Consider the following 23,008-nt stretch of genomic DNA (forward strand, 5'->3'; position numbering starts at 1 on the left):
TCTCCAGCATGACGTCTCATGCATTTCAGGGAGTGATGACATGAATGAAATGACGCCGGTGCGCCGTATGACGGCAAAAGACTTTCCCCAGGAACTGCTCGATCTCTATGATTTCTACGCGCATGGAAAGATCACCAAGCGCGAGTTCATGAACGGGGCCGCAAAATTCGCAGTCGGTGGTCTGACGGCTGCCATGCTGCTCGACCAGCTTTCGCCGAACTATGCGCTTGCCCAGCAGGTTGCGCCGGACGATGCCGACATCGTAACCGAACGCATCACTTACCCGTCTCCGAACGGCCATGGCGAAGTGAACGGCTATCTGGTGAAGCCGGCAGGCGCCACGGGAAAGCTGCCGGCTGTGCTGGTCGTACACGAGAACCGGGGTCTCAACCCTTACATCGAGGATGTCGCCCGCCGTCTCGGCAAGGCCGGGTTCATGGCGCTGGCACCTGACGGCTTGACCTCCGTCGGCGGGTATCCCGGAACGGACGACAAGGGCCGCGAGTTGCAGCGCACGGTCGACGGCACGAAGCTGATGAACGACTTCTTCGCGGGGTTTGAGTATCTGCTCAACAGCGATGACAGCACCGGCAAGGTTGGTGCGGTCGGCTTCTGCTATGGCGGTGGTGTCGTCAACGCCATTGCGGTGGCCTATCCCGAGCTTGCTGCCGGAGTGCCCTTCTACGGCCGTCAGCCGGATGCCGCGGATGTCTCAAAGATCAAAGCGCCCCTGATGTTGCAATATGCCGAGCTGGACGAGCGCATCAATGCCGGCTGGCCGGCCTATGAGGAGGCTCTGAAGGCCAACGGCAAAACCTATGTGGCCCATATGTATCCGGGCGTGAATCACGGCTTCCACAACGACACCACGCCGCGCTACGACGAAGCGGCGGCAAAGCTCGCAGAGAAGAGAACGATCGAATTCTTCAAGGAAAACCTGATGTAGGGCTGCCGAATTGCCTTTGTGCGGTCATCCCTGTTCCGGTCTTTCCGGACAGGGTGGCGTCGATCAGCCTCTTTACCCGCAGCGCTCAGGCAGTTGCCGGGCTGCTGACTGTCAATTCTGGCCACGCATCAGGCGAACATGAAGGCCCTGATGCGGCTCAGGATTTCTTCCGGGTCAGCGGCGAGCGTGTGCAGGTTGATTGCGATCAGGTCCTGCCCGTGCTCGCGTCGGGTGCGTTTCCAGTTGCGCATCATGAATTTCTTCCAGACCGGAACGGTCTGTGCCTTCACGACGGCATCTTCCAGTGACCGGGTCAGAAGCACGTCAAGCCGGACCAGTTCGATGGAGCGGACAGAGGTTCGCTTGATGTCGGCCGTCCCGATGGCTGCCCAGTCGATGAAGCCGATGCGCTCCACATACAGGCCGTCCTCGTTGGCGCCGAGCTGAGGTATGCCTTTCTCGATCATCGGATAATGCCAATAGGCGATGCCGAGAGGCGCGAGGGCGGCAAGGGCCAGCAGTGGAAGGCTGCCGACGGCTCCGATTACGGCGAACAGAATGCCGAGGACAAGGCTGCCGTAGACGATGCTTTCGCTCTGGCTGCGGTTGAAGCCGACGGCGAAAGGCTCCGGGACCGGCTTTGCTTTGTCCTCTTGTTCGATTGCCTCTTTCTTCGCCGCCATGAAAGGCACCTTCCGAAGGATCCTCAGATATCGAGGATCTCTGTTTCGTCAATCTTGATGTCAAACCCTTCCAGACCAACGTAATGGCGCTCACGGGAGGCTAGCAGGCGAATGGAAGTGACGCCCAGGTCCTTCAGGATCTGTGCACCAAGCCCGACCTCACGCCATTGTTCCTGTCTGGCTTGTGCGGAGCTGTGTTCCTCGGTATCGGCGGCCTCAAAGTCGGATCTTGACCGCTTCGACTGACGGGCAACGCCGACCGAGCCTTCCCGCAGATAGACGATGATCCCCCGTCCGCGTTCCGCGAAATGTTTCATGATCGGGTCAAGCGGCCGGCCCTCTCCGAAGACATCGTCGAGCACGGACTCCAGCTGCAGGCGCACCGGCACGTTGCGGCCGTCCAGAATGTCGCCATAGACGATGGCCAGATGGTGCATCGGGTCGTACGGAGTGGAATAGGTGGTGGCATAGGCCGGACCGAACACCGTATCGACCGGCTGTTCGTTGACCCGCTCCACCAGCTTCTCGGTGCGCTGGCGCCAGGCGATCAGGTCGGAAACGGAAACCATCTTCAGGTCGTACTCCGCTGCGAATTCGGCCACCTGCTGGCCGCGCTTCACGGTGCCGTCGTCATTGACCAGTTCGCTGATGACACCGACCTGTTCCAGGCCCGAGAGACGGCAGAGGTCGACAGCAGCTTCCGTATGGCCGGAGCGGATCATGACGCCGCCTTCCTTGGCCACAAGCGGAAAGACGTGTCCGGGACGGACGAAATCGTCAGCGCCGACATTGGGGTTTGCGAGCGCGCGTACGGTGGAGCAGCGTTCCTCGGCTGAAATGCCGGTGGTCAGTCCCTGTCGGTAGTCGACGGAAATGGTGAAGGCCGTTGCCAGCGGAGCGTCGTTTTCGGAGACCATCGGATCAAGCCGCAGGCGGCGGGCGTGAGCAACCGTCATCGGGGCGCAGATGATGCCGGACGTGTGACGCACCATGAAGGCCATCTGTTCCGGCGTGACCTTGGCGGCGGCGACAATCAGATCGCCTTCGTTCTCGCGGTCATCATCGTCAGTCACGACCACCATTTCTCCACGTTCGAATGCGCGGATTGCTTCTGCGACACGGGCCTGGGACACGGGATGCTCCTTGGTTGTAGACAGTCCGAGAAAGTCGTTGGGGGTTACGGCACCATTGGTGGCAATTGCGATCTTGCGAGCCATGTCCCGCGAGACCCAGACATTGGGATCGTTGCAAAGGGCCGTAACGGAGGCAGGCGAAAGGTTGGCGCGGCGCGCAAAGGCGCTGCGGTTTTCCCCGGTCTGCAAGAGCCATAGATCCAATCTCATAATCTTGGATATACGCCCGAATATTTTCAGTCTCAAGGGAAGAGATGTAATTTTTCAGTGATACTGAAAGATCAGTCGCTTTTGATAAACTCCGCGACGCGGGAGACGAAGGCCGGAGTCATCCAGCTTTGTTCTAGCCCTGCCGCCTTTGCGAGCCCCGTCAGGTCTTCGCTGAGATAAGACGTAAAATACGGCTCGTGGAAAAGCTGAGGAAAGACCGACAGGAGACCGTCATATTCCGGCACATCTCCTGTCTGCAGGCTGTCGACAAAAAGAAACGAGCCGCCGGGCTTCAGAACGCGGCCCACTTCCGACATGACCTGTCTGCGGATTTTCGGCGGCAGCTCGTGAAACAGGAAGACGCAGGATACGACGTCGAGTGAATTGTCCGCGAACGGCAATGTTTCGGCGAGACCGCAGACATACCCGGCGCGGCGTGACGGCAGGCGTTCCCGGGCAACATTGAGATAGGGTTCCGACAGATCGATGCCCGTGCCCTTCAGGCGCGGAAAAGCGGCCAGGGCGGGCCGCAAGAGACCGCCGGTGCCACAGGCGATGTCCAGGTAGGAAACGCGGCGCTGATCCTTGCGGCGCAAGATTTTTGCAAACGGAACAAGGGCCCTGCGACGCATCGCGGCGGTGGCGCCTGAAAACAGCACATCCACCTGGAAATCGTAGAGCCGGGCACTTTCCTCCGACAGCCAGCCGTCGGTCTGAAAATGGAAGTTCTGCCGATAATAGCGGGGGAGGGCGGCTGCAAATCCCTCGGTGGAATTCACTTCCTGGTGCGCACCGCTCGCCCGTCGCCGAGCAACCTCCGGCACATCCTTGAAGAAGGCGCGACTGGTCGCAATCAGTTCGCCCGGTGTCATCGTGCCGTCGGACGGGAGTGGATAAAGCCCGTCCTCGACGGCTTTCAGATCGTCCGCGAACAGCTTGACGATGTCCGCCAGCATACGCCTCTGGCTCGGCACCGGGCCTGTCGGCACCACCTCCGGTGTTTCCGGAAGCTCTTTCTGGAGGTCCCGGTTCATCCGCCGCATGGCTTCGGAATGCAGGGTGTAGAGCGCAACGCGGGAGCCTTGATAAAGCGCATAGCGCGTTCGGCGGGCAAGGCTCAGAAGCGGCGGCAGGCTGCGGGGGCCTCTGACAGGTCCGAATTCCTCATCCGCCGCACTCATGGCTCACTCCCCTATCAAGGTCTGTTCAACACCGCCACAGCTTCAATATGGGGCGAAAAGTGGAACTGGTCCACTGGTGTGACGCTTTGCAGCACATATCCGCCGTCGAGCAGGATCCGCAGATCCCGGGCAAGCGTCGCTGGATTACATGAGACGGCAACAATCGTCTTGACCGTCGAAAGGGCCAGTTGTTCTGCCTGCGCCTGGCCGCCGGCACGCGGAGGATCGAAAACCACGGAGTCGTAACGGTCCAACTCCTCCTTCACCAGCGGTCTGCGAGAAAGATCGCGCCGTTCAAATGTTATCTTCTTCAGACCCTGGGGTTTGCGCAGGGCCTTGTCAAAGGCGGCCAGTGCCGCTGCATCGCCTTCCACCGCGTGCACATTGGCCTGCTGGCCGAGCCTGAGCGCGAATGTGCCGACACCGGAAAAGAGATCGGCGATGGCCTTGGCCTTGCCGACGCCTTCAAGAACCAGCTTGGACAACGCATGTTCCGCCGCCAGCGTTGCCTGGGCAAAGCCGCCGGGGGCGGCGACAATGCCGATGCCGCCCATGTCGAGCAGGGGCGGACGCAGCTCCAGGATGACTTCGCCATTGACCGAAAGCCGGGCAAGGTTCTGATCGACGACCTTTTGCGACAGGGCCGGGATCTTGCGTTCATATCCCTTGTCGGCCTTGTCGAGCGCGACATCCAGACCGGTGGTGGTCACCAGGACGGTCATCCGAAGCTCGCCTTTTTTCGGCAGAACTTCCGAGGCAAGCGACTTGAGGCCGGGGAGCGCTTCAACGATGACAGGGTCCAGCACGGGGCATTCGGAAATATCGACCAGCCGGTGGCTGGCCTTTTCATGGTAGCCGAGCAAAGTGTGGCGTCCGGCGCGGGTGGCCGTCAGAACAGCCCGGCGGCGACCGCCCATGGTCGCTGCAATCGTGCTGGATACATCGGTCTCGATACCGCGATCACGCAAGGACTTTTCGACAAGCCCGCGTTTCCAGGCCAGATATGGCCCTTCTGCAAGATGCTGCACGGAACACCCGCCACATGCGTGGAAATGTCGGCACACCGGTTCGACCCGGTCCGGCGACTTTGCAACGATCACTGGATCTTGCGCGCGTCCGTCCACCACTTTGGCCCGGACGGTTTCGCCCGGCAGGGCTTCGGCCACATAGACCGGCCCGGTCTCCGTCTCGGCAACACCGTCACCACGGTGGCCGAGCGTGGTGATTTCAAATTCTCTCTCGCTCATGGCCGAGCGATAGCGCCAAGAAGGGGAATGAGCAAGCCTTGATCATGAGACAGCCTCTCCGCGCTATCCCTGAGGTCAGCGGTATGCGCTTGGTCGGAATGTAGAAAAGGGAGAAGGGAAGGGGGAGAAGCGATGACCCTCAGCCAGCTTTCCGTCCGTAGAGCAGCCATTCCGCATTGCCGTCCCCCCCTTTGACCGGCGAGGGAACGAGGTCACCTGCCTGCCACTCTGGCATGCTGTTCAGCCACACCTGCAGGGATCTCGCGGTTTCTTCGGCAATTTCCGGATCAACCAGGCCGCCTTTGCCGATATTGTCCTTGCCCGCCTCAAATTGCGGTTTCACCAGGAACACGCCTTCCGCGCCGGGCGCGGCGAGTGCGAGCGCGGGCGGCAGGGCAAGCTTCAGCGAGATGAAGCTGACGTCGGAGACGAGCAGGCTTGGGGCGTCTCCTCCAAGATCCTGCAAGGTCAGGTCCCGCGCATTGAGACCGTCGCGTGCGACCACCTTCGGATTTGTCTTCAGGCTGTCGTGCAATTGGCCGTGGCCGACGTCGATGGCATGAACTTTTTCAGCGCCGCGTTCCAGAAGGACCTGGGTAAACCCGCCGGTGGAAGCGCCGATGTCGAGGCAGATCCTGCCGTTTGGATCGACAGCGAACCGGTCAAGGCCTTCGATCAGCTTCAGCGCGGCCCGGCTGACGTAGCCTGAGGCCGGATCTTCAACGGTGATGCTGGCATCGGCGGAGGTTTTCTGCGCCGGTTTGGTGCAGGGAGCGCCGTCGACGCTGACTGTCCCACGCAGGATGGCGTCCCGTGCCCGCGCGCGGGACGGGAAGACACCCGTATCGACGAGATGCTGGTCGAGGCGTTGTTTGGACATATGAATTTCAGAAGCAGCCGGCGATTGCCGAGATCAGTCGGTCGGCGAAGACCCGCTCACCGGCATAGAGCCACAGAAACGCCGAAAGCGCGACGAGGCCCGTCGCGCCAGCGGTCAGTCCCATGAACAGCGGCATGCGCATCGTGTCCGGCTTGCTCCAGTTTTTACCTCAGGAAGAGGCTGGCGCGTTGTCGATGAGCCTGCGCAGCTTCTTCATGGCGGTTTCTTCTGCCTCACCATAAGCAATCGTGCCGACGAACTTGTTGTCTGCACTCATGAGATAGATGGCAGCGGAATGGTCCATCGTATAGTCGCCATCGTCAAGAGGCACCTTCTTGGAATAGACCCGGTATGCCTTCAACATGGGATCGATCTGCTCTCGCGTGCCGGTGAGCGGAACAATGCGTTTGTCGAAGGCCCACACGTAGTCGCGCATGACTTCGGGTGTATCGCGCTCCGGATCCACGGTCACGAACGCATAGTTGAGCTTGTCGGCATCCGGTCCGAGTTCTTCCATCCAGCCCTGAAGCTCGGAAAGTGTCGTCGGGCAGACATCTGGGCAGAAGGTGAAGCCGAAAAACAGAACGGTTGGCTTCGTCGAAAAGGTCTTGTCGGTCACCGTTTCGCCGTTGCCGTTGATAAGCTCGAACGGGCCGCCGATGGCCGCAAGCGGCTCGATCAGGCCACCGGTGTTCTTGTTGCCAGCCGTCTGCTGATAGACCAGTACTCCGGAAACGATCGCAAGCACGGCAACAGCCGCCCAGGCCACGTACCGGAAGAGTTTCAAACCAGACATCGGTTTTGTCCTATCCTGATCAGAGCCCCCGGCACCTGTTGCAAGGCAGGAAGGGGCTCTGACACTTTGAAAATGGGTGTGGGCGTTTTATCGAGACCGAAGCAACGCCCACAGACGGGGCTCAGTTCTTGCCGTGATCCATCTTGCTGTGGTCCATGGCGCCATGCTCCGCACCGCCATCGGGAGTTTTGGCGCCCATCTTGGAGACAGCCATTTCGACAGCAACATCGCCAGCTTTTTCAAAGGTCAGGACAACCGGAATTTTGGTGCCCTCTTCGAAGGGTTGGTTGAGGCCCATGAACATGACGTGGTAGCCGCCCGGCTGAAGCGCAACCGTTTCACCGGCCGGGATTTCGACGCCATCTTCCATCTTGCGCATTTTCATCACGCCGTCGGTCACCGCCATCTCGTGAATTTCCACCTTTGCGGCAACGTCGGAACTCGCACCCACAAGGCGGTCTGCCTCGGTGCCGTTGTTGATGATTTCGACAAAGCCGCCGCCAGCCTTTGCTTTCGGCGGCGTTGCGCGGGTCCATGGATGGTTGAGCGTCAGCTCGCCAGCCTTGTAGTCGTGCGCGAGAGCGGACAGGGAGACAAGCGAAAGGGCGGCGGCAGCCGCTACGGTTTTCCAGATTTTCATAATGCTATTCCTTGAGGTCTGAGATGTTGGATGTTTTTTCAGACCGAGGAAGGCGGCGCCCTGATGGGGCTGGACCGCTGAGCAGGGGGCAGGACAGATGTCTGCCTTGTCGGCAGGTGCAGGTTTTCGGCGCTTGCGAGTGGTTGATCCACATGCGGCACTGCGCTTGCCAGGCAGGGCGCGATTGCGCAGCCATGGGCGCAGACCGGTCCGCATTGACAGGTGAGCGGATTGTGCGGTCGCGGCAGGCTCTGGTCCTGGTCGGAAGGCTGGCAAAGGCTGGTAAGACCTGCAGCAACCGCTGCATCCGGCGACAATGCGCTTGCAAGAACCAAAAGCACAAGACGCATCGCAAAGGCAAAGGCCGCCAGCGCCACCAGGGGGTGACGCTCCTGCCGGAGCTGTTGCAGCTTTGTGACGCGCGCTTTCATACAAGCGGCTATAAGCCGGTTGCACAATCATGTCGAGAGGCGAAACCGCGCAGGCAAAGGGGGCGATAGCCGGGCCACATGGAGCGGAAAGACATCAGGTCGTTGGCGGTGTCTTGTCCGCTGCGTCTTCGGTTGCAGTGGTTTCGGCGGAAGCGGCCGCATCCTCGTCGCTCGTATCGCTCTCGGCGGAGGTTTCGAAATTGTAGATGTCGTCTTCGTAAGCCGGGAACTCCTCGGGTGGGATGACAATTTCTTCGGGAGCGGCATCCAGGGCTTCGGCGGTGACAACCGAACCGACCTGCGCGGTGGAGGCGTATTCGAAGTCTGTCTTGTCTTCTCCGGTCGGTGCCACGCGGGTCATCACACGGGCAAGGATGAAGATCACCATCATGATATTGGCCGCGATAATCATGATGTACAGCCCGGACGGGCCGGTGTGGCTCATGATCATGGAGGCTGCCAGCGGTCCGATGATCGAGCCGATACCGAACGACAGCAGCATGCCGGAGGAGGTCGCGACGAAATCTTCGGTCGCCGCGTGGTCGAAGGCGTGCGCAACCGCGATTGCATAAAGCGGCTGCACGACCATGCCCACGGCGACCGCGCACAAAATGGCGACCATGAAGTCCTTCGGCGAGAAGAACACGATTGCCATCGAAACGGCTGCAGTTGCGACACCGAGACCGGCGATCACGAGACGACGATCGATGCGGTCGGAAAGCCGGCCCACTGGCCACTGTGCAATAAGACCGCCGCCGACGATGGCGGCCGCATAAAACGCGGCTTGCTTGGTGGAAAGGCCAATCTGCGACCCGTAAAGGGACGAGAGCGTAAGCAGAGCGCCTTGAGACGCGCCAATGAACAGCACGCCGACAAATGCTGCCGGGGAGTTCTTGTAGAGCTTTTTCGGCTCGAAACGCACCAGAGTGATCGGGGCGGGCTGGGTCGATGTGGTCAGAGATACCGGCATCACGGCAAGGGACACCATCACCGAGGCAATCGCGAAGGGAATGAAATCGGCGATGTTCATTGACGCAATGGAAATCTGCCCCAGCATCAGGGCGCCGAACAGGACGACGATGTAAAACGACATCACCGTGCCACGGTTCTCGTTCGAGGCGCTTTCGTTCAGCCAGCTTTCCACGATCATGTAAAAACCGGCAAGGCTGAAGCCGGAGATCATGCGGATGATCATCCAGGCATAGGGATCGATGAGCACCGGGTGCAGGATGGCGGCGGCGGACATCAACGAGACGAGCGCGGCAAAGGCCCGGATGTGCCCGGCGCGCATGATCACCAGCGGTGCGCCGAGACAGCCGATCACCATGCCGAAGAAATAGGCCGATGAGACCAGCCCGATTTCGAAGTCCGTGAAGTAAAACCGTTCCGCGGCCAGTGGCAGCAGTGTCGTCTGTATACCGTGCCCGAATATGAGCAGGGCGACCGACAACAAGAGAGCGGATACGGAAAGAAGGGTCTGAGCCATGGCTGCATCCTGACGATGGACCGCCGCAGCCCGGTCAGGAGCGTTGCGACTGGTATCGTGCCCGAGAAATAAAACAAAAGCGCCGGTTTGAACCGACGCACCTGTTCCTTTCAACCAGCCTTTTCAGGTATGGCGCCCCGTGTCAATCGGGTTTGATTTGAGCTCCCCAGCCGACTTTGACGGCGGGTATCCCGACGTCCTTTGGCAAAGAACGAAACACAAGCCCTCAGGCGCGCTGCGGCGCACTGACAGAGGCTGTTCCGAGTGCTGTGAAGACGGTCTTCAAAATGCCGTCACAGGAGAGCCCTGAGCGTTCATACATCGCTTCCGGCTTATCGTGATCGAGATAGGCATCCGGCAGAGCGAGTGCACGGACCTTCAATCCGTTGTCCAGAAGGCCTTCCTCGGCAAGCCGGGTCAGCACATGACTGCCGAAGCCGCCGGCTGATCCTTCCTCGATCATGACGAGAACCTCATGCTCGCGGGCAAGACGGCGGATCATGTCCATGTCCAGAGGTTTGGCGAAGCGGGCGTCTGCGACAGTGGTCGAAAGGCCGGCGGCATCCAGTTCGTCCGCAGCCTTGAGGCATTCGCTCATGCGGCCGCCGAAGTTCAGGAGGGCAACCTTGGTGCCTTCCCTGCGGATGACGCCCTTGCCGATTTCAAGCACGCTGCCGCGCTCCGGCATGTCCAGACCGACGCCTTCGCCGCGCGGGTAGCGGAACGAGATCGGGCCTTCGTCATAGGCAACGGCAGTCGCCACCATGTGGCGCAGTTCCACTTCGTCCGAAGCCGCCATGACGACAAAACCGGGAAGGCAGGTCAGGAACGCGGTGTCGAAGGCGCCCGCATGGGTGGGGCCATCGGCACCGACAAGACCGGCCCGGTCTATCGGAAAGCGTACGGGAAGGCCCTGGATCGCCACATCGTGAACAACCTGGTCATAGGCGCGCTGCAGAAAGGTGGAGTAGATCGCGCAAAACGGCTTGAAGCCTTCGGTGGCAAGACCCGCAGCAAAGGTAACCGCATGCTGCTCGGCAATGCCGACGTCGAATGTGCGTTTCGGATAGGCTTCGCCGAACAGATCAAGGCCGGTTCCGTCCGGCATCGCGGCCGTGATGGCGACCACGCGGTCGTCCGTTTCCGCTTCCTTGATCAGCGACGTTGCAAAAACGTTGGTGTAGCTGGGCGCATTGGCCTTTGGCTTGGCCTGCTTGCCGGTAACCACATCAAACTTGGCGACGCCGTGATACTTGTCCTTCGCTCCTTCCGCGGGAGCATAGCCCTTGCCCTTCTGGGTGACCGCATGGATCAGGATCGGGCCGTGGTGAGTGTCACGGACATTCTTCAAGATCGGCAGGAGATGTTCGAGATTATGACCGTCGACCGGGCCGACATAATAGAACCCGAGTTCCTCGAACAACGTTCCTCCGGTCCAGAAGCCACGGGCATATTCCTCTGCCCGGGCAGCCTTCTCGAACACCGGCTTGGGCAGGTTCTTGACCAGATTTTTGGCCGCATCGCGGAAGGTCTGGTAGGTCGGGCCCGAAACGAGCTTGGCCAGATAGGCGGACATGGCACCAACCGGCGGTGCGATGGACATGTCATTGTCGTTCAGGATGACGATGAGTCGCGAGCCGAGATGGCCGGCGTTGTTCATCGCTTCATAGGCCATGCCTGCGGACATGGCGCCATCACCGATCACCGCGATGACATTGTTGTCTGCGCCCTTCAGGTCCCTGCCGGTAGCCATGCCGAGACCGGCTGAAATCGACGTGGAGGAATGCGCGGCGCCAAACGGGTCAAAGGCGCTTTCGGCGCGTTTTGTGAAGCCCGACAGACCATTGCCCTGGCGAAGTGTCCGGATTCGGTCGCGGCGCTCCGTCAGGATCTTGTGCGGATAGCACTGGTGGCCGACATCCCAGATGAGCTTGTCTTCGGGCGTGTTGAAGACGTAGTGCAATGCGACCGTCAGCTCGACGACGCCAAGCCCCGCGCCCAGGTGACCGCCTGTCATCGACACGGCGTCGATTGTTTCCGCGCGCAATTCGTCGGCGAGCTGCTTGAGATCATTTTCATCAAGCTGGCGCAGATCGGCCGGGGACTTTACCTGGTCAAGAAGAGGGGTATCGGGCTTGGAAGACACTCTGGAGATAGCTCCACGATTTGAAACATGGCGGGCAGGCATACACCAACCGGATATAGGGCGCAAATCGGGCAGGGGGTATGCGCCATTTTGGCTCCACGAGTCCTGCGATGAAAACGCCGTGCATTTGCCTGAAATGACTTAAGGGGCCTTTTGGCAGAAAACGTGCAGGTTTTGGCGAAAATACGCGCAGTTATCTCGTTGGCTGATGCGCTTAACGAGAACGAAACCGCCCGCCAGTGAAGACATTGTCTGACACACGGTTATTTGATTGACGCGAAGGGAAAGAAATCGGCAGCGCAGCTTTCTTCCGAAAATCCGCGTTGCGACCGGGCGAGCCGGCACACAGTTCAGAACTGGCTCCGGATGCAGGCCGAAGGGCTATCGGTTTCGCGTGGCCGGGTTATTGCGGGTCGAGCGCTTCGGTCCCGCTGGCTTCGCCGTTTTGACCCAGCTGGATCTTCTCGACCTTGGCCTCCGCGGATTTCAGGAGCGTGTCGCAATGCTTGCGCAGCGCGTCGCCGCGTTCATACATGTCGATGCTCCGCTCCAGCGGCACGTTGCCTTGCTCGAGTTCCCGCACAATGGTTTCGAGCTGCTTCAGCGCTTCTTCAAAGGAAAGGCCGGCAATGTCGTTGGCAGCATCGGTCATCGGTGGGATCCCGTTTGTCTGAATATCGTCTGGTCTTGAGGGAAACTTGCGGTCTGAAGGCCGAAGGTCAAGGTTTCATTTTGGCCTTTTGCCGGTCATCCCCGTGCTTTTCACACTAACCGGTCATGAGTGTCATCACATGCGCGGCGACCGATCGCGCCAGCCCTTCAAGGTCGTATCCGCCTTCGAGAACGGAGATCAGATGGCCGTTGCTGTGGGTGTCGGCGACGTCCATCAACGCGCGCGTCGCCCAGGCGAAGTCTGCCTCGACAAGGTTGAGCCCACCCAGCGGGTCGCGCATGTGCGCATCAAATCCTGCGGAAATGATCACCAGTTCCGGTGCGAAGAGATTGAGGCGCGGCAGAAGCAGTATCTCGAAGGCTTCCTTGAAGCCGGTTCCATCTTCACCGGGCGCCAGAGGGGCGTTCACGATGTTGTTGGCGTCTCCGGTCTCCGACGCTGCACCGGATCCCGGATAAAGCGGCATCTGGTGAGTGGAGCAATACATCACCGTCGGATCGTCCCAGAAGATATCCTGGGTACCGTTGCCGTGGTGAACGTCGAAATCGACGATGGCCACCCGTTCCAACCCGAATTTCGCCTGCGCATAGCGCGCGGCAACCGCCGCATTGTTGAAAAAGCAGAATCCCATGGCGCGGTCTTTTTCCGCGTGATGACCGGGAGGGCGGGACGCGGAGAAGGCGTTGTTGACCCTTTTCGTCAGCACCTCATCGACCGCACGGCAAGCGCCGCCAACGCCGCGCAGCGCTGCTTCCCACGTGCCGGGCGACATGGTGGTGTCGGCGTCTACCCTGGCTGTTCCTTCCTCCGGAGCCAGCCGGTGGATCTGGTCAACGTAGCTCATGGGGTGAGCGCGGGCGATATCCTCAACAGTCCCCATGGGCGCGAGATCGCGTTCCACGGACTGGAATTTTTCGTGTTCCAATATCCTGTCGATTGCCCGAATGCGGTCCGGTCGCTCCGGATGCCCCACAGGGGTCAGGTGATCGAGATAGGATGAGTGGTGCAAAAGCAGCGTGGACAAGGGGGCGTTTCCGGAAGGTGAATTGTTATCTTTTGTCGGCCCTGCATCAGAGCGGTTGTAGGACAGGCTGTCAATTCCCGCATTGGACTAGAATGCGGACCTGTAAAGGGAGTTTGAGGCGGATTGTTCCTCCACGCCATTGCGACGGCTCGCACCTCGCAAACTGCGGCACATCAGGTGAGCGGCGGAAACTGGAAAGACGCACCTGGTCACACGCGATTGAAAACAGGACAGGGCCGCTGGGCAAAAATGTCAGTCTCTGGGCATTGGTCGCATCGCCGCGGCGAGGTCTGCCGGCCAGTTGATGGTCCTGAAGAAGCACAATGGCCATTCAACCACTACGTGCACATCGTCTCCGGATTGGCTGTCGTGTAACCAATCGCTTCGGTTGGTCACGCTGTGGCCTCTGTTGTGGCTGGTCGGGTCAGGAAGGGGGGGCAAAAAAACGGGCCGGCTATCTTGCCGGCCCTTACAGAGGTGCGAGCACCGCAGTGCTCGAGGGGAGGTCCGCTGCATCTCAATTCTGATTCTTAAACTAAGCGATTCCAGTAAGGGAATGCGAGCCTTTTACCGTAATCCATCTGCGGCATGGTGTTGATAAGTTTGCAGTAGAAGCTCTTGTTCCGGCAAATATTGTATGAATTGCTTAACCAGAATCGAGTTTTGGCGGCGAAGTTTGCTTGTCATCGGGAACGGAAACTTACGGTGTTTGAGATTAAATTAAGGCGATCCCGATTCAGCTTGATTTTCAACGACTACCGCCGAGTTGCTGTTTTTTAAGGCCTTTTGCTTGGGTGCCGAAGAAGGCATCAAACAACAGCCCAAGCACTTGGCCGGCTCAATCGTATTCGGGAGCAGCGCTGGTGTCAGTCGCGCGGGGCAGCTGCTCGACGCAGCCGGTCGTTGATCGCCTCGCCCAGTCCAAAGCTGGGGATAAACTGCACCTTGATTGTGCTGACACCCTTTGCATCGAGAAATCGCATGGCGCGAAACAGATTGGCGGCGGCTTCGGCAAGGTCGCCAGTCGCGCTCAGGTTGAATTCCGCCAGGGCTAGGTCAGCGCCCGGCAGCCGGTTGGCACCGAAGGAAAGCAGGCCGTCGTTGGCCGTCACATCGCTTGCATTCAGCTGCATCGCCGCATCGGGCGCATAATGTGACGTCAGCATTCCCGGCGCTGCCGGGGCATCCGGCCGCATTTCCGGGCTGGCGCCTTCAAGAGGCTGCCCCAGCACATGTTCGATATCCTCGCGGGCAAGACCGCCCGGCCGCAGCAGGCGCGGCGTTCCGTCAATCAGGCCAACGATGGTGGACTCTATGCCGACGGCACAAGCACCGGCGTCGATGACGAAGCTGAGTGAAGGGCCGAGATCGGCAACAACATCTTCTGCCCGCGTCGGGCTGATCTTGCCCGACCGGTTCGCGCTTGGCGCGGCAAGCGGCCTGCCGGTTTTTTCGGCCAGAAACCGCATGACCGGACCCACAGGAACGCGCAAGGCAACGGTCTGAAGTCCGGCGGTCGCCAGATCGCAAATCGGTGACGTGGAGCGTTTGGGGACGACCAGGGTCAAGGGGCCGGGCCAGAAGGCCTCGGCCAGTGCCAGCGCGCGCTCATCGAAAATGCCATGATCCAGAGCTGCATCCAGTGTCTGGACGTGCGAGATGAGCGGGTTGAACTGCGGTCGGCCCTTGGCCGCGAAAATCTTGGCGCAGGCTGTCCCGTTGGTGGCATCGGCCGCAAGGCCGTAGACGGTTTCGGTCGGCACCGCCACCAGCTCACCTGCCATCAGCGCAGCGCAAACGGCATCTGCTTCAGGCGCTGCCTGCCAGTCGGCTTCCTCGATGTCGAGCGTCCAAGTCCGCATGTGCCTCACTCGCTGGCGCATCAGGCGTTTACGCGCGGCCTGGATACGCGAAGATTTTCCATTCGGCGACGGTGTCGCAATCCTGTCAGGCAGGAGCCGGGCCGAGCGGACATCTCGGTTCCGCAATAGACCAAAAAGACGATGACCTGCCGCTGCGATACGGGTTGACGTTAACGTCAACGGGTCTATTGTCCTTCCAAACCGCTGTCGATGTTGCCTTTTGCGGAGTAGCCTTGCCGCCGTCAAGCTCGGAACAGCGAAAACCGTCATCTGGCGGAACGAATCGAAAGCCAATTGGTTTTGGGAGGACCTGAATGTATCGCGCACCCGTCGATGAGATTGCCTTCACTCTGAAACATGTCTGCGGTCTGCCCGACCTGCAGAAGAGTGCCCGTCACGCCGAACTCGGCGACGATCTTGTCGATGCAATTCTGACTGAGGCTGGCCGGTTTGCCGCCGAGGAAATCGCCCCCCTGAACGCGGTGGCCGACAAACACGGCACACCGCTTGTCGACGGCAACGTGTCCACGCCTCCGGGGTGGCGCGAGGCCTATCATGCCTGGATCGAGGGCGGCTGGAACAGCCTGACCGCCAATCCGGAATCCGGCGGCCAGGGCCTGCCGGTTATGATGTCGGCGGCTGCGCTGGAAATGTGGAACTCCGGGTCAATGGCATTCGCTATCGGTCCGACCCTGACCATAGGTGCCATCGAGGCAATGGAAAAACACGCCTCGGAAGACCTGAAGGCCAAATACCTGGAGAAGCTGGTCTCCGGCGAGTGGATGGGCACCATGAACCTGACCGAGCCACAGGCCGGTTCGGATCTGAACGCGCTGAAGGCAAAGGCTGAACGCCGCGACGACGGCACCTACCGCATCTTCGGCCAGAAGATCTTCATCACCTATGGCGACCACGACCTCACTGACAACATCGTCCACATGGTGCTGGCGCGCCTGCCGGATGCGCCGGCTGGCACCAAGGGTATTTCGCTGTTTCTGGTGCCGAAGTTCCTGGTCAACGACGACGGCTCCCTGGGCGAGCGCAACGACGTGAAGGTGGCCGGTGTCGAGCACAAGATGGGTATTCACGGCTCGCCCACCTGCACGATGGTCTATGGCGATGAAGGCGGTGCCATCGGCTGGCTGGTTGGCGAGGAAAACCGGGGCCTGGCCTGCATGTTCACCATGATGAACAATGCACGCCTGGCAGTCGGCATTCAGGGGCTCGGCGTTGCGGAGCGCGCCTATCAGCACGCTTTGACCTATGCGCTGGAGCGCAAGCAGGGCAGGGCACCTGGCGATACCGGTGAAGGCATGAGCCCGATTGCCCGCCATCCGGACATCAAACGCATGCTCCTGGGCATGAAGGCGCGCACGCAGGTCGCCCGGGCCATCTGTTATGCCTGCGCCCATGCCATCGACATGTCGAAGATTGCCGAGGACGAGGCCGGCAAGACCTTCTGGAGCGAACGCGCCAGCCTGCTGACGCCGATTGCCAAGGCCCTGCCCACGGACTTCGGCGTCGAGGTTGCCTCCCTCGGCATTCAAATTCATGGCGGCATGGGCTTCATTGAGGAAACCGGCGCGGCACAGCACCTGCGCGATGCCCGGATTGCCCCGATCTATGAAGGCACCAATGGCATTCAGTCCATCGATCTGGTCATGCGCAAGCTGCCGCTGTCCGGGGGGGAGCAGATCAAGGGCTTCATCGCGGAACTGCAGGCGGTGGCAGACGAGGTTTCGGCCTCCAACCGGCCGGAGTTCGGGGCGACCGCCGACCGGCTCTCGGCCAGCATTCGGGATCTTCAGGAAGCAACCGACTTCATGCTGAGCGCCCAGGCGGATGGCCGAAGCGGTGACGCCCTGGCTGGTGCAACGCCCTATCTGCGGCTCGCCGGCCTGACCCTGGGCGGCGCTTTGCTTGCCAGGGGCGCGCTTGCCTCAGCGGGCGAACCCGCACAGAGGTTGGCCGAGCGCACGCTGCTCGCCCGCAGTTTCTGCGAAACCCTGTTGGGTGAAACTGCCGGTCTGAAGTCGGATATTCTTCTGTCCGCCGAAGCCATCCAGGCGTTCGACGCCGAAGCCCTGGCGTCCTGAACCGCCTGACCGGAGTTGATGATGATCCGCAAGTCCCTTGAAGACGGCGTCCAGACCCTGCGTCTGGACAGACCGGAAAAGAAAAATGCCCTCACCGGGCAGATGTACAGCGATCTCGCAGAAGCCTTGGAGGTCGGCAATACGGATGCAGACATCCGCTGTCATCTGATCTGCGGCGTGCCGGAGGTTTTTACCGCTGGCAACGATATTGGCGACTTTCTGCAATATGCCGGCAAGACCGGGTTTGGCGAGACGCCGGTCGTTCGCTTCCTGAGAGCTCTGGTTCGCAACGAGAAGCCTCTGGTCGCTTCCATCGATGGCATCGCCATCGGTGTCGGCACCACTTTGCTGATGCATTGCGACATGGTTTTTGCCAGCCCGCGCGCCCTCATCCGCTCGCCCTTCGTCGATCTCGGCCTCGTTCCTGAAGCGGGGTCCAGCCTGCTCGGACCGCAGATCATGGGTCCGGCCCGGGCTTTCGAACTGCTGTGCCTCGGCAACGCCTTTTCGGCGGAAAAAGCCGAGAAGGCCGGGCTCGTGAACGAAGTGGTCGAAGGGGATGTCGACGCGGTGGCCCTGGCTTGCGCAAAGGAAATCGCCGCAAAGCCGCCTGAAGCCATGGCGCTTTCCAGAAAACTTCTGCGAGGGGATACGGCTCAGCTTTCCGAGCGCGTCGAAGAGGAAATCAGGATTTTTGCCAGCCGGCTGAGCGCCCCGGAAACCATCGCTGCCTTCCAGGCCTTCATGACGAAGAAGAAGGCCTGAGCCCTCTTGGGGCGGGACGACAAAACTGGAGACCGCAAGGTCGTCGCCGGAGAGCGACATACGGAGGAAACACCATGTCCCTGAAGGGCAAGACACTTTTCATCACCGGCGCGTCACGCGGCATTGGCAAGGCGATTGCGCTGCGAGCCGCACGGGACGGAGCCAACATCGCCGTGGCCGCCAAGACGGCGGAACCCCATCCGAAACTGGAAGGCACGATCTATACCGCCGCCGAGGAGATCGAAGCCGCCGGAGGCAAGGCGCTGCCGGTGCTGCTTGATGTACGCGACGACGAAGCGGTCAAGGAGGCCATCGACAAGACGGCAGCGCATTTCGGCGGGCTCGACATTGTGGTGAACAACGCCAGCGCCATCCAGCTGACGCCGGTGCAGCAGACCGACATGAAGCGGTTCGATCTGATGCATCAGATCAACACCCGTGGCACGCTGGCTTGTTCCAAACATGCCATCGACCATCTGAAACAGTCCGACAATCCGCATATCCTGATGCTGTCTCCGCCACTGGACATGCAGGAAAAATGGTTCGCTCCGTTCACGCCCTATTCGATTGCGAAATACGGTATGAGCCTGGTGGTGTTGGGGCTGGCTGGCGAGCTCCGCTCAAAAGGCATTGCGGTCAACGCCCTGTGGCCGCGCACGACCATCGCAACAGCGGCGATCAGGAATATCATCGGCGGCGACAGGATGATGCAGCAGAGCCGCACGCCGGATATTCTGGCCGATGCGGCCTATGAGATCTTTACCACGCCGTCGAAGGAGTTCACCGGACAGTTCGTCATCGATGACACTTTCCTGGCCAGCCGCGGCGTGACCGATTTCGACAAATACCGGGTGGACCAAGGTCTGGCATTGGCCCCCGACTTTTTCGTGCCCGACGACAGTCAGGCTCCGTGCGATCTCGGTCCTGTCAAGAAGTAACGTCGGAACCAGCGCACACAATGAAACGATTGAGGGCCGCCGGATCATGATCCGGCGGCCTTTTCATTCAGGCGCGCATGGGTTTCAGAGCGTTTGCCCACTTGGTGAGCTCGCTCAGCATCAGCGTGGTGCCTTCGCTGATCTTTTCGTTTGGCGTGAAGATGTCTTCGTCATTGATGAATTCCGGGAAGAAGGGAACCGGAACCACCTGCGGCAGGGCCACGACGTTGACGTTGGCCAGCAGGTCGCGCAGCGTCTGGGAGGCACGAAGGCCGCCGGAAATGCCACCGTAGCTGATGATGCCGGCCGGCTTGTAGTTCCACTCCTTGTAAAGCACCTGAATCGCGTTCACCAGCGATGCCGGCGCGAAGGAATCATATTCCGGGGTCAGGAACACGAAGGCGTCGGCGTCGGCAATGATGCTGCTCCAGCGCTTGGTGTGCTCGTGGGTGTACTGCTGAGCGGCAGGATGCGCCGGCTCGTCCAGAAGCGGCAGGTTGATGTCGGCGAGGTCAACGTATTCCACCTCGAAGCCGCCATGCGCTTCAACGGCACTGGCCGCCCACTTCGCAATGGTAGGGCCGACTCGTCCGGGGCGCGTGGACCCGGAGATGACCTTCAATTTCAGCGACATGTTGAATTCCTTGAGAAATAAGATCTTGGGAGGAGTATCCAGGCGATACCTCAGTATACGTTGGATACTTGCATGAAATGATGTATGCCGCTGTCAGCCGCAAGACGGCACTTTTTGGAAACCGAGGTATCCTTGATGAAACCCCTGGCTAAATCCTTTGACGAACTGCCAGCTGAAGCACGGCCTTCTGAAGAAAAACCACGTGAGCAACTGCCGCACCACGAGGACCCGCGTTGCGCGCCGGTGCGCAGGTTGCTGCAGACGGTGTGCAGCAAATGGTGCAGCCTCGTGGTCGCCCACCTTGAGGCCGAGCCACGGCGGTTTTCCGATCTGAAGCGCTCGATTGGCGGCGTGACCCAGAAATCCCTGACCGCGACCTTGCGGGAACTAGAGAAGGACGGTCTGGTCCACCGTGTTGTGACGCCCACCATTCCACCGCGGGTCGACTATTCCCTGACACCGCTCGGCCGGACGCTTCTGGTGCCGTTGAAGGCGCTTACAAGTTGGGCGATCGAGAATGAAGCCGCTGTTTCCAGTGCGCGCGAAAGGTTCGAACGCGAGCATGGTTCCGATTGAGCCTCGGGGTTGAAATCTGCTCTTCTCAAATGCAATCTGATGCCGCCGATGAGGGCGGCAACCGGATCCGCGGAAAGCGAAAGCACCCTGACATCTGAAGATATTTGCCGGTTTTTCACCTGCGCCCGACACCAGCGGATCGCCCGGGCTTACACTTCAGGAGAAAAGCCATGTCCACAGGACCTGCATCTTCCGTCGATCATTACCGGAAAACCGCGCGCCGTCTGAAGAAGGCGTATTTCAACGGCGAGGCAGAGGCCGTCGCACGGACCGCCGCCCATGTCGATACAGCAAGGTCACTGCGCCATGCGGATTTTCTGCATGTCATCGCCCGCGAAGCGGGCCATGAGAGTTGGCCAAGGCTGAAATTCGCGATCGAAACTGCATCCTTCAGCCGGTCAGAACGGGCAGCACGTCTGAAGCAGGCACTTTATTTCGGCCAGCATTGGGTTACGGAAAAACTGCTGGCAGATGACCCGACGCTAAAGGATGACAATTTCGGACTTCAGGTCGCGCTCTTCGATCTCGAGACTGTTCGGTCCATCCTGGCAACCGACGCCGGAGCCGCCACGCGCCAGGTCGGCGTGCGTACGCCGATCCTGCATCTGGCGTTTTCGAAGAACATTCACCGGCGGCCGGAACTCGCCCCGCAGATGCTTGCCATTGCCAGGCTGCTGGTGGCCAACGGGGCGGATGTGAATGATGGATATCCAGACCAGCCTGGCGACAAGCATCTGTTGTCCGCACTCTACGGCGCCTTGTGTCATGCGGATAATTACGAGCTTGGCCGCTGGCTGCTCGAACGGGGGGCTGATCCGAACGACGACGAAAGCCTCTATCACGCGACCGAGCTCGGGCATTCCCGCGCGCTTGAGCTGTTGTTGAAATATGGCGGAAGGCCTGACGGGACCAACGCCTTGCCGCGTGCGCTCGATTTCGGCGACGTGACGAAGGTCCGGCTGCTTCTGGACGCTGGGGCTGATCCGAACATTACTGAAGCAGACCACCCGAGCGGCCAGCCGATGGACTCCATTCCAGCGCTTCACCAGGCTGCACGGCGTGGGTGTTCAGAAAAGATCGTCGAACTGTTGCTTGCCCATGGCGCTGATCCGGATGCGGAATGGGAAGGGCACACCGCCCATGCCATGGCAGCGATTTACGGCAACTTGCCGGTTGCCGCTTTTCTGGCCAGGCGGAAACATGCGCGAGAGCTGACCCCCAACGAGAAGATTCTGGGGGACTGCGCGAAGGGGAAGTCAAACCCGGGAAGGCTGGATATCGCGCGTTTGAGCAGGGAAGACAAAAGCCTGCTGACAAGGCTTGCCATTCTTCCCGGAAAACGGGACCACATGAAGGCGCTGATTGCCGCCGGTCTGGACCCGGACGAAACCGACGAAATGGGGCTGCCGCCGTTGCATGTTGCAGGCTGGAACGGCCTAGCGGACGAGATGGACTATTTCCTCTCGCTTGGGCCGGACCTTACCCGCAAGAACCACTTTGGCGGCGATGCCCTGGACACCGTCGTCCACGGTTCGGAATTTGCTCCGAAGCGACCGGAGGCAGATCACATTTCCTGCGCACGTCTGCTGCTCGAAGCCGGCTGCCCGATAGACCCGCGCTCCATCACTGGCTGTGGCAATGAGGAAATGGCACAGTTTCTGGAAGATTGGCTTGCCGAGCCGGGAAGCAATCCCGGTTCTCGCGCGTTAGACCGATAGGGGCGAGCCTTCTCAAGGTAGATTTCTGGCCAGCACCAAAATCTGCTGTTAGTAATTCCACGTAATCAAGTGATCGCATAAGGCCGGAGGGAGTTCATGGAAAGCGCAATCGACCAGGTGAGTGTCTATACGCCACTCATCATCAACGCGGCGAAAGCCGTCATCGTTCTGGTGATCGGCTGGTTTCTGGCAGGCTTCCTGTCGAGCATTGTCAAGAAACGCATCGTCGCCCACCCGCGCATTGACGATACCATCGGCAGCTTCGCAGCATCGATCGTGCGCTGGCTGGTCCTGCTCGTCACCTTTATCGCGGTGCTGCAGCTGTTCGGTATTCAGGCAACCAGCCTGGTGGCGGTTCTCGGTGCCGGTACCCTGGCCATTGGCCTGGCGTTGCAGGGCACGCTGAGCGACATTGCCGCCGGTGTCATGCTGATCATCTTCCGCCCCTACAAGATCGGCCAGTATGTTGATATCGGCGGAACCTCCGGAACGGTGAAAGATCTCAACATCTTCGTCACCGAACTGGTGACGCCGGACAACGTGCAGATCATCATGCCGAACGGAAAGGCCTGGGGAACGGTCGTGACCAATTTCTCGGCCCATTCCACCCGCCGGCTCGATCTGACCTTCGGCATCGACTACGACGACGACATCGACAAGGCGATACAGATCATCCTCGATGTCGCCAATGCGGACGATCGGGTTCACAAGGATCCCGAACCCTGGGTCCGGTTGACCAACCTTGGCGACAGCTCGGTCGATCTTGGTGTCAGGCTTTGGTGTGATGCCAGCGACTACTGGGAACTGAAATTCCATATGCTGAAATCGGTGAAGGAAGCCTTCGATGGCGGTGGCATTTCCATTCCTTATCCGCATTCGGTGGAAATTCAGAAAGCGGGTTAACGCGCAAGACATCGCCGCAGCGGTTAGGCGCCACTGCGGC

22 protein-coding genes are annotated in these 23,008 nt (G+C 60.2%); 7 read left to right on the plus strand and 15 right to left on the minus strand.

Annotation, left to right across the window (positions count from 1 at the left end; translation table 11 throughout):
* The first annotated feature begins 58 nt into the window (after positions 1-58).
* Positions 59-946: a YghX family hydrolase gene (gene yghX, locus AC2A6O_RS17305; RefSeq protein ID WP_498929457.1), complete on the plus strand. Its 888-nt coding sequence runs from the start codon at positions 59-61 to the stop codon at positions 944-946.
* Between the two features lie 128 nt (positions 947-1,074).
* Here the strand turns inward: yghX and AC2A6O_RS17310 are convergent, their stop codons facing one another.
* The 14 genes from AC2A6O_RS17310 to AC2A6O_RS17375 form a co-directional block, all read right to left on the minus strand.
* Positions 1,075-1,629, minus strand: coding sequence for a hypothetical protein (locus AC2A6O_RS17310; RefSeq protein ID WP_498928929.1), 555 nt, complete (start codon positions 1,627-1,629; stop codon positions 1,075-1,077).
* A gap of 23 nt (positions 1,630-1,652) precedes the next feature.
* The gene (gene ribB / locus AC2A6O_RS17315) at positions 1,653-2,972 is read right to left on the minus strand and encodes a 3,4-dihydroxy-2-butanone-4-phosphate synthase (RefSeq protein ID WP_148585013.1); all 1,320 of its coding nucleotides are present in this window, start codon (positions 2,970-2,972) and stop codon (positions 1,653-1,655) included.
* A 71-nt stretch (positions 2,973-3,043) separates the two neighbouring features.
* Positions 3,044-4,153 (minus strand): class I SAM-dependent methyltransferase, encoded by a 1,110-nt coding sequence (locus tag AC2A6O_RS17320; protein WP_498928931.1) that lies wholly within the window; start codon positions 4,151-4,153, stop codon positions 3,044-3,046.
* A gap of 14 nt (positions 4,154-4,167) precedes the next feature.
* On the minus strand, positions 4,168-5,400 hold the full coding sequence (locus AC2A6O_RS17325) for a class I SAM-dependent RNA methyltransferase (protein WP_498928933.1): 1,233 nt from the start codon (positions 5,398-5,400) through the stop codon (positions 4,168-4,170).
* Between the two features lie 139 nt (positions 5,401-5,539).
* Entirely contained in the window at positions 5,540-6,280 is a 741-nt protein-coding gene (locus AC2A6O_RS17330) for a TlyA family RNA methyltransferase (protein ID WP_498928935.1), read from the minus strand.
* Positions 6,281-6,287: 7 nt separating this feature from the next.
* Positions 6,288-6,416 carry a hypothetical protein gene (locus AC2A6O_RS17335; protein ID WP_286192660.1) on the minus strand — a complete coding sequence of 43 codons (129 nt, stop codon included), beginning with the start codon at positions 6,414-6,416 and terminating at the stop codon, positions 6,288-6,290.
* Positions 6,417-6,449: 33 nt separating this feature from the next.
* Complete coding sequence (locus AC2A6O_RS17340; RefSeq protein ID WP_148585006.1) at positions 6,450-7,076, minus strand: SCO family protein; 627 nt, start codon at positions 7,074-7,076, stop codon at positions 6,450-6,452.
* Between the two features lie 121 nt (positions 7,077-7,197).
* Positions 7,198-7,716 (minus strand): copper chaperone PCu(A)C, encoded by a 519-nt coding sequence (locus tag AC2A6O_RS17345; RefSeq protein WP_148585004.1) that lies wholly within the window; start codon positions 7,714-7,716, stop codon positions 7,198-7,200.
* Between the two features lie 38 nt (positions 7,717-7,754).
* A complete protein-coding gene (locus AC2A6O_RS17350; protein ID WP_498928938.1) occupies positions 7,755-8,147 on the minus strand; it encodes a hypothetical protein in 393 nt (130 codons plus the stop codon).
* 94 nt (positions 8,148-8,241) lie between these two features.
* Positions 8,242-9,633: an MFS transporter gene (locus AC2A6O_RS17355; protein WP_209001135.1), complete on the minus strand. Its 1,392-nt coding sequence runs from the start codon at positions 9,631-9,633 to the stop codon at positions 8,242-8,244.
* Positions 9,634-9,859: 226 nt separating this feature from the next.
* Positions 9,860-11,779, minus strand: a complete 1,920-nt coding sequence (gene dxs, locus AC2A6O_RS17360; RefSeq protein ID WP_205514048.1) for a 1-deoxy-D-xylulose-5-phosphate synthase — start codon at positions 11,777-11,779, stop codon at positions 9,860-9,862.
* A gap of 403 nt (positions 11,780-12,182) precedes the next feature.
* Positions 12,183-12,431, minus strand: coding sequence for an exodeoxyribonuclease VII small subunit (locus tag AC2A6O_RS17365; protein ID WP_006933521.1), 249 nt, complete (start codon positions 12,429-12,431; stop codon positions 12,183-12,185).
* Positions 12,432-12,546: 115 nt separating this feature from the next.
* The gene (locus tag AC2A6O_RS17370) at positions 12,547-13,476 is read right to left on the minus strand and encodes a histone deacetylase family protein (RefSeq protein WP_205514046.1); all 930 of its coding nucleotides are present in this window, start codon (positions 13,474-13,476) and stop codon (positions 12,547-12,549) included.
* Between the two features lie 866 nt (positions 13,477-14,342).
* On the minus strand, positions 14,343-15,338 hold the full coding sequence (locus tag AC2A6O_RS17375) for an L-threonylcarbamoyladenylate synthase (protein WP_498928942.1): 996 nt from the start codon (positions 15,336-15,338) through the stop codon (positions 14,343-14,345).
* A gap of 314 nt (positions 15,339-15,652) precedes the next feature.
* Here AC2A6O_RS17375 and AC2A6O_RS17380 point away from each other — a divergent pair, with 314 nt between their 5' ends.
* The 3 genes from AC2A6O_RS17380 to AC2A6O_RS17390 all read left to right on the plus strand — a co-directional run bounded on the left by AC2A6O_RS17380 (position 15,653) and on the right by AC2A6O_RS17390 (position 19,137).
* Positions 15,653-17,434: an acyl-CoA dehydrogenase gene (locus tag AC2A6O_RS17380; RefSeq protein ID WP_498928944.1), complete on the plus strand. Its 1,782-nt coding sequence runs from the start codon at positions 15,653-15,655 to the stop codon at positions 17,432-17,434.
* Between the two features lie 21 nt (positions 17,435-17,455).
* Positions 17,456-18,199 carry a crotonase/enoyl-CoA hydratase family protein gene (locus tag AC2A6O_RS17385; RefSeq protein ID WP_498928946.1) on the plus strand — a complete coding sequence of 248 codons (744 nt, stop codon included), beginning with the start codon at positions 17,456-17,458 and terminating at the stop codon, positions 18,197-18,199.
* 74 nt (positions 18,200-18,273) lie between these two features.
* Positions 18,274-19,137, plus strand: coding sequence for an SDR family oxidoreductase (locus tag AC2A6O_RS17390; RefSeq protein WP_498928948.1), 864 nt, complete (start codon positions 18,274-18,276; stop codon positions 19,135-19,137).
* A 67-nt stretch (positions 19,138-19,204) separates the two neighbouring features.
* Here the strand turns inward: AC2A6O_RS17390 and AC2A6O_RS17395 are convergent, their stop codons facing one another.
* On the minus strand, positions 19,205-19,771 hold the full coding sequence (locus tag AC2A6O_RS17395) for an NADPH-dependent FMN reductase (RefSeq protein WP_498928950.1): 567 nt from the start codon (positions 19,769-19,771) through the stop codon (positions 19,205-19,207).
* Between the two features lie 135 nt (positions 19,772-19,906).
* On the opposite strand from AC2A6O_RS17395, the gene AC2A6O_RS17400 reads away from it, so the two are divergent.
* The 3 genes from AC2A6O_RS17400 to AC2A6O_RS17410 all read left to right on the plus strand — a co-directional run bounded on the left by AC2A6O_RS17400 (position 19,907) and on the right by AC2A6O_RS17410 (position 22,968).
* Positions 19,907-20,347, plus strand: coding sequence for a winged helix-turn-helix transcriptional regulator (locus tag AC2A6O_RS17400; protein WP_498928952.1), 441 nt, complete (start codon positions 19,907-19,909; stop codon positions 20,345-20,347).
* A gap of 170 nt (positions 20,348-20,517) precedes the next feature.
* Entirely contained in the window at positions 20,518-22,065 is a 1,548-nt protein-coding gene (locus AC2A6O_RS17405; protein WP_498928954.1) for an ankyrin repeat domain-containing protein, read from the plus strand.
* Positions 22,066-22,161: 96 nt separating this feature from the next.
* A complete protein-coding gene (locus AC2A6O_RS17410) occupies positions 22,162-22,968 on the plus strand; it encodes a mechanosensitive ion channel family protein (protein WP_498928956.1) in 807 nt (268 codons plus the stop codon).
* Positions 22,969-23,008: the final 40 nt, after the last annotated feature.

It is taken from the genome of Labrenzia sp. ATLA3 (assembly GCF_057180185.1).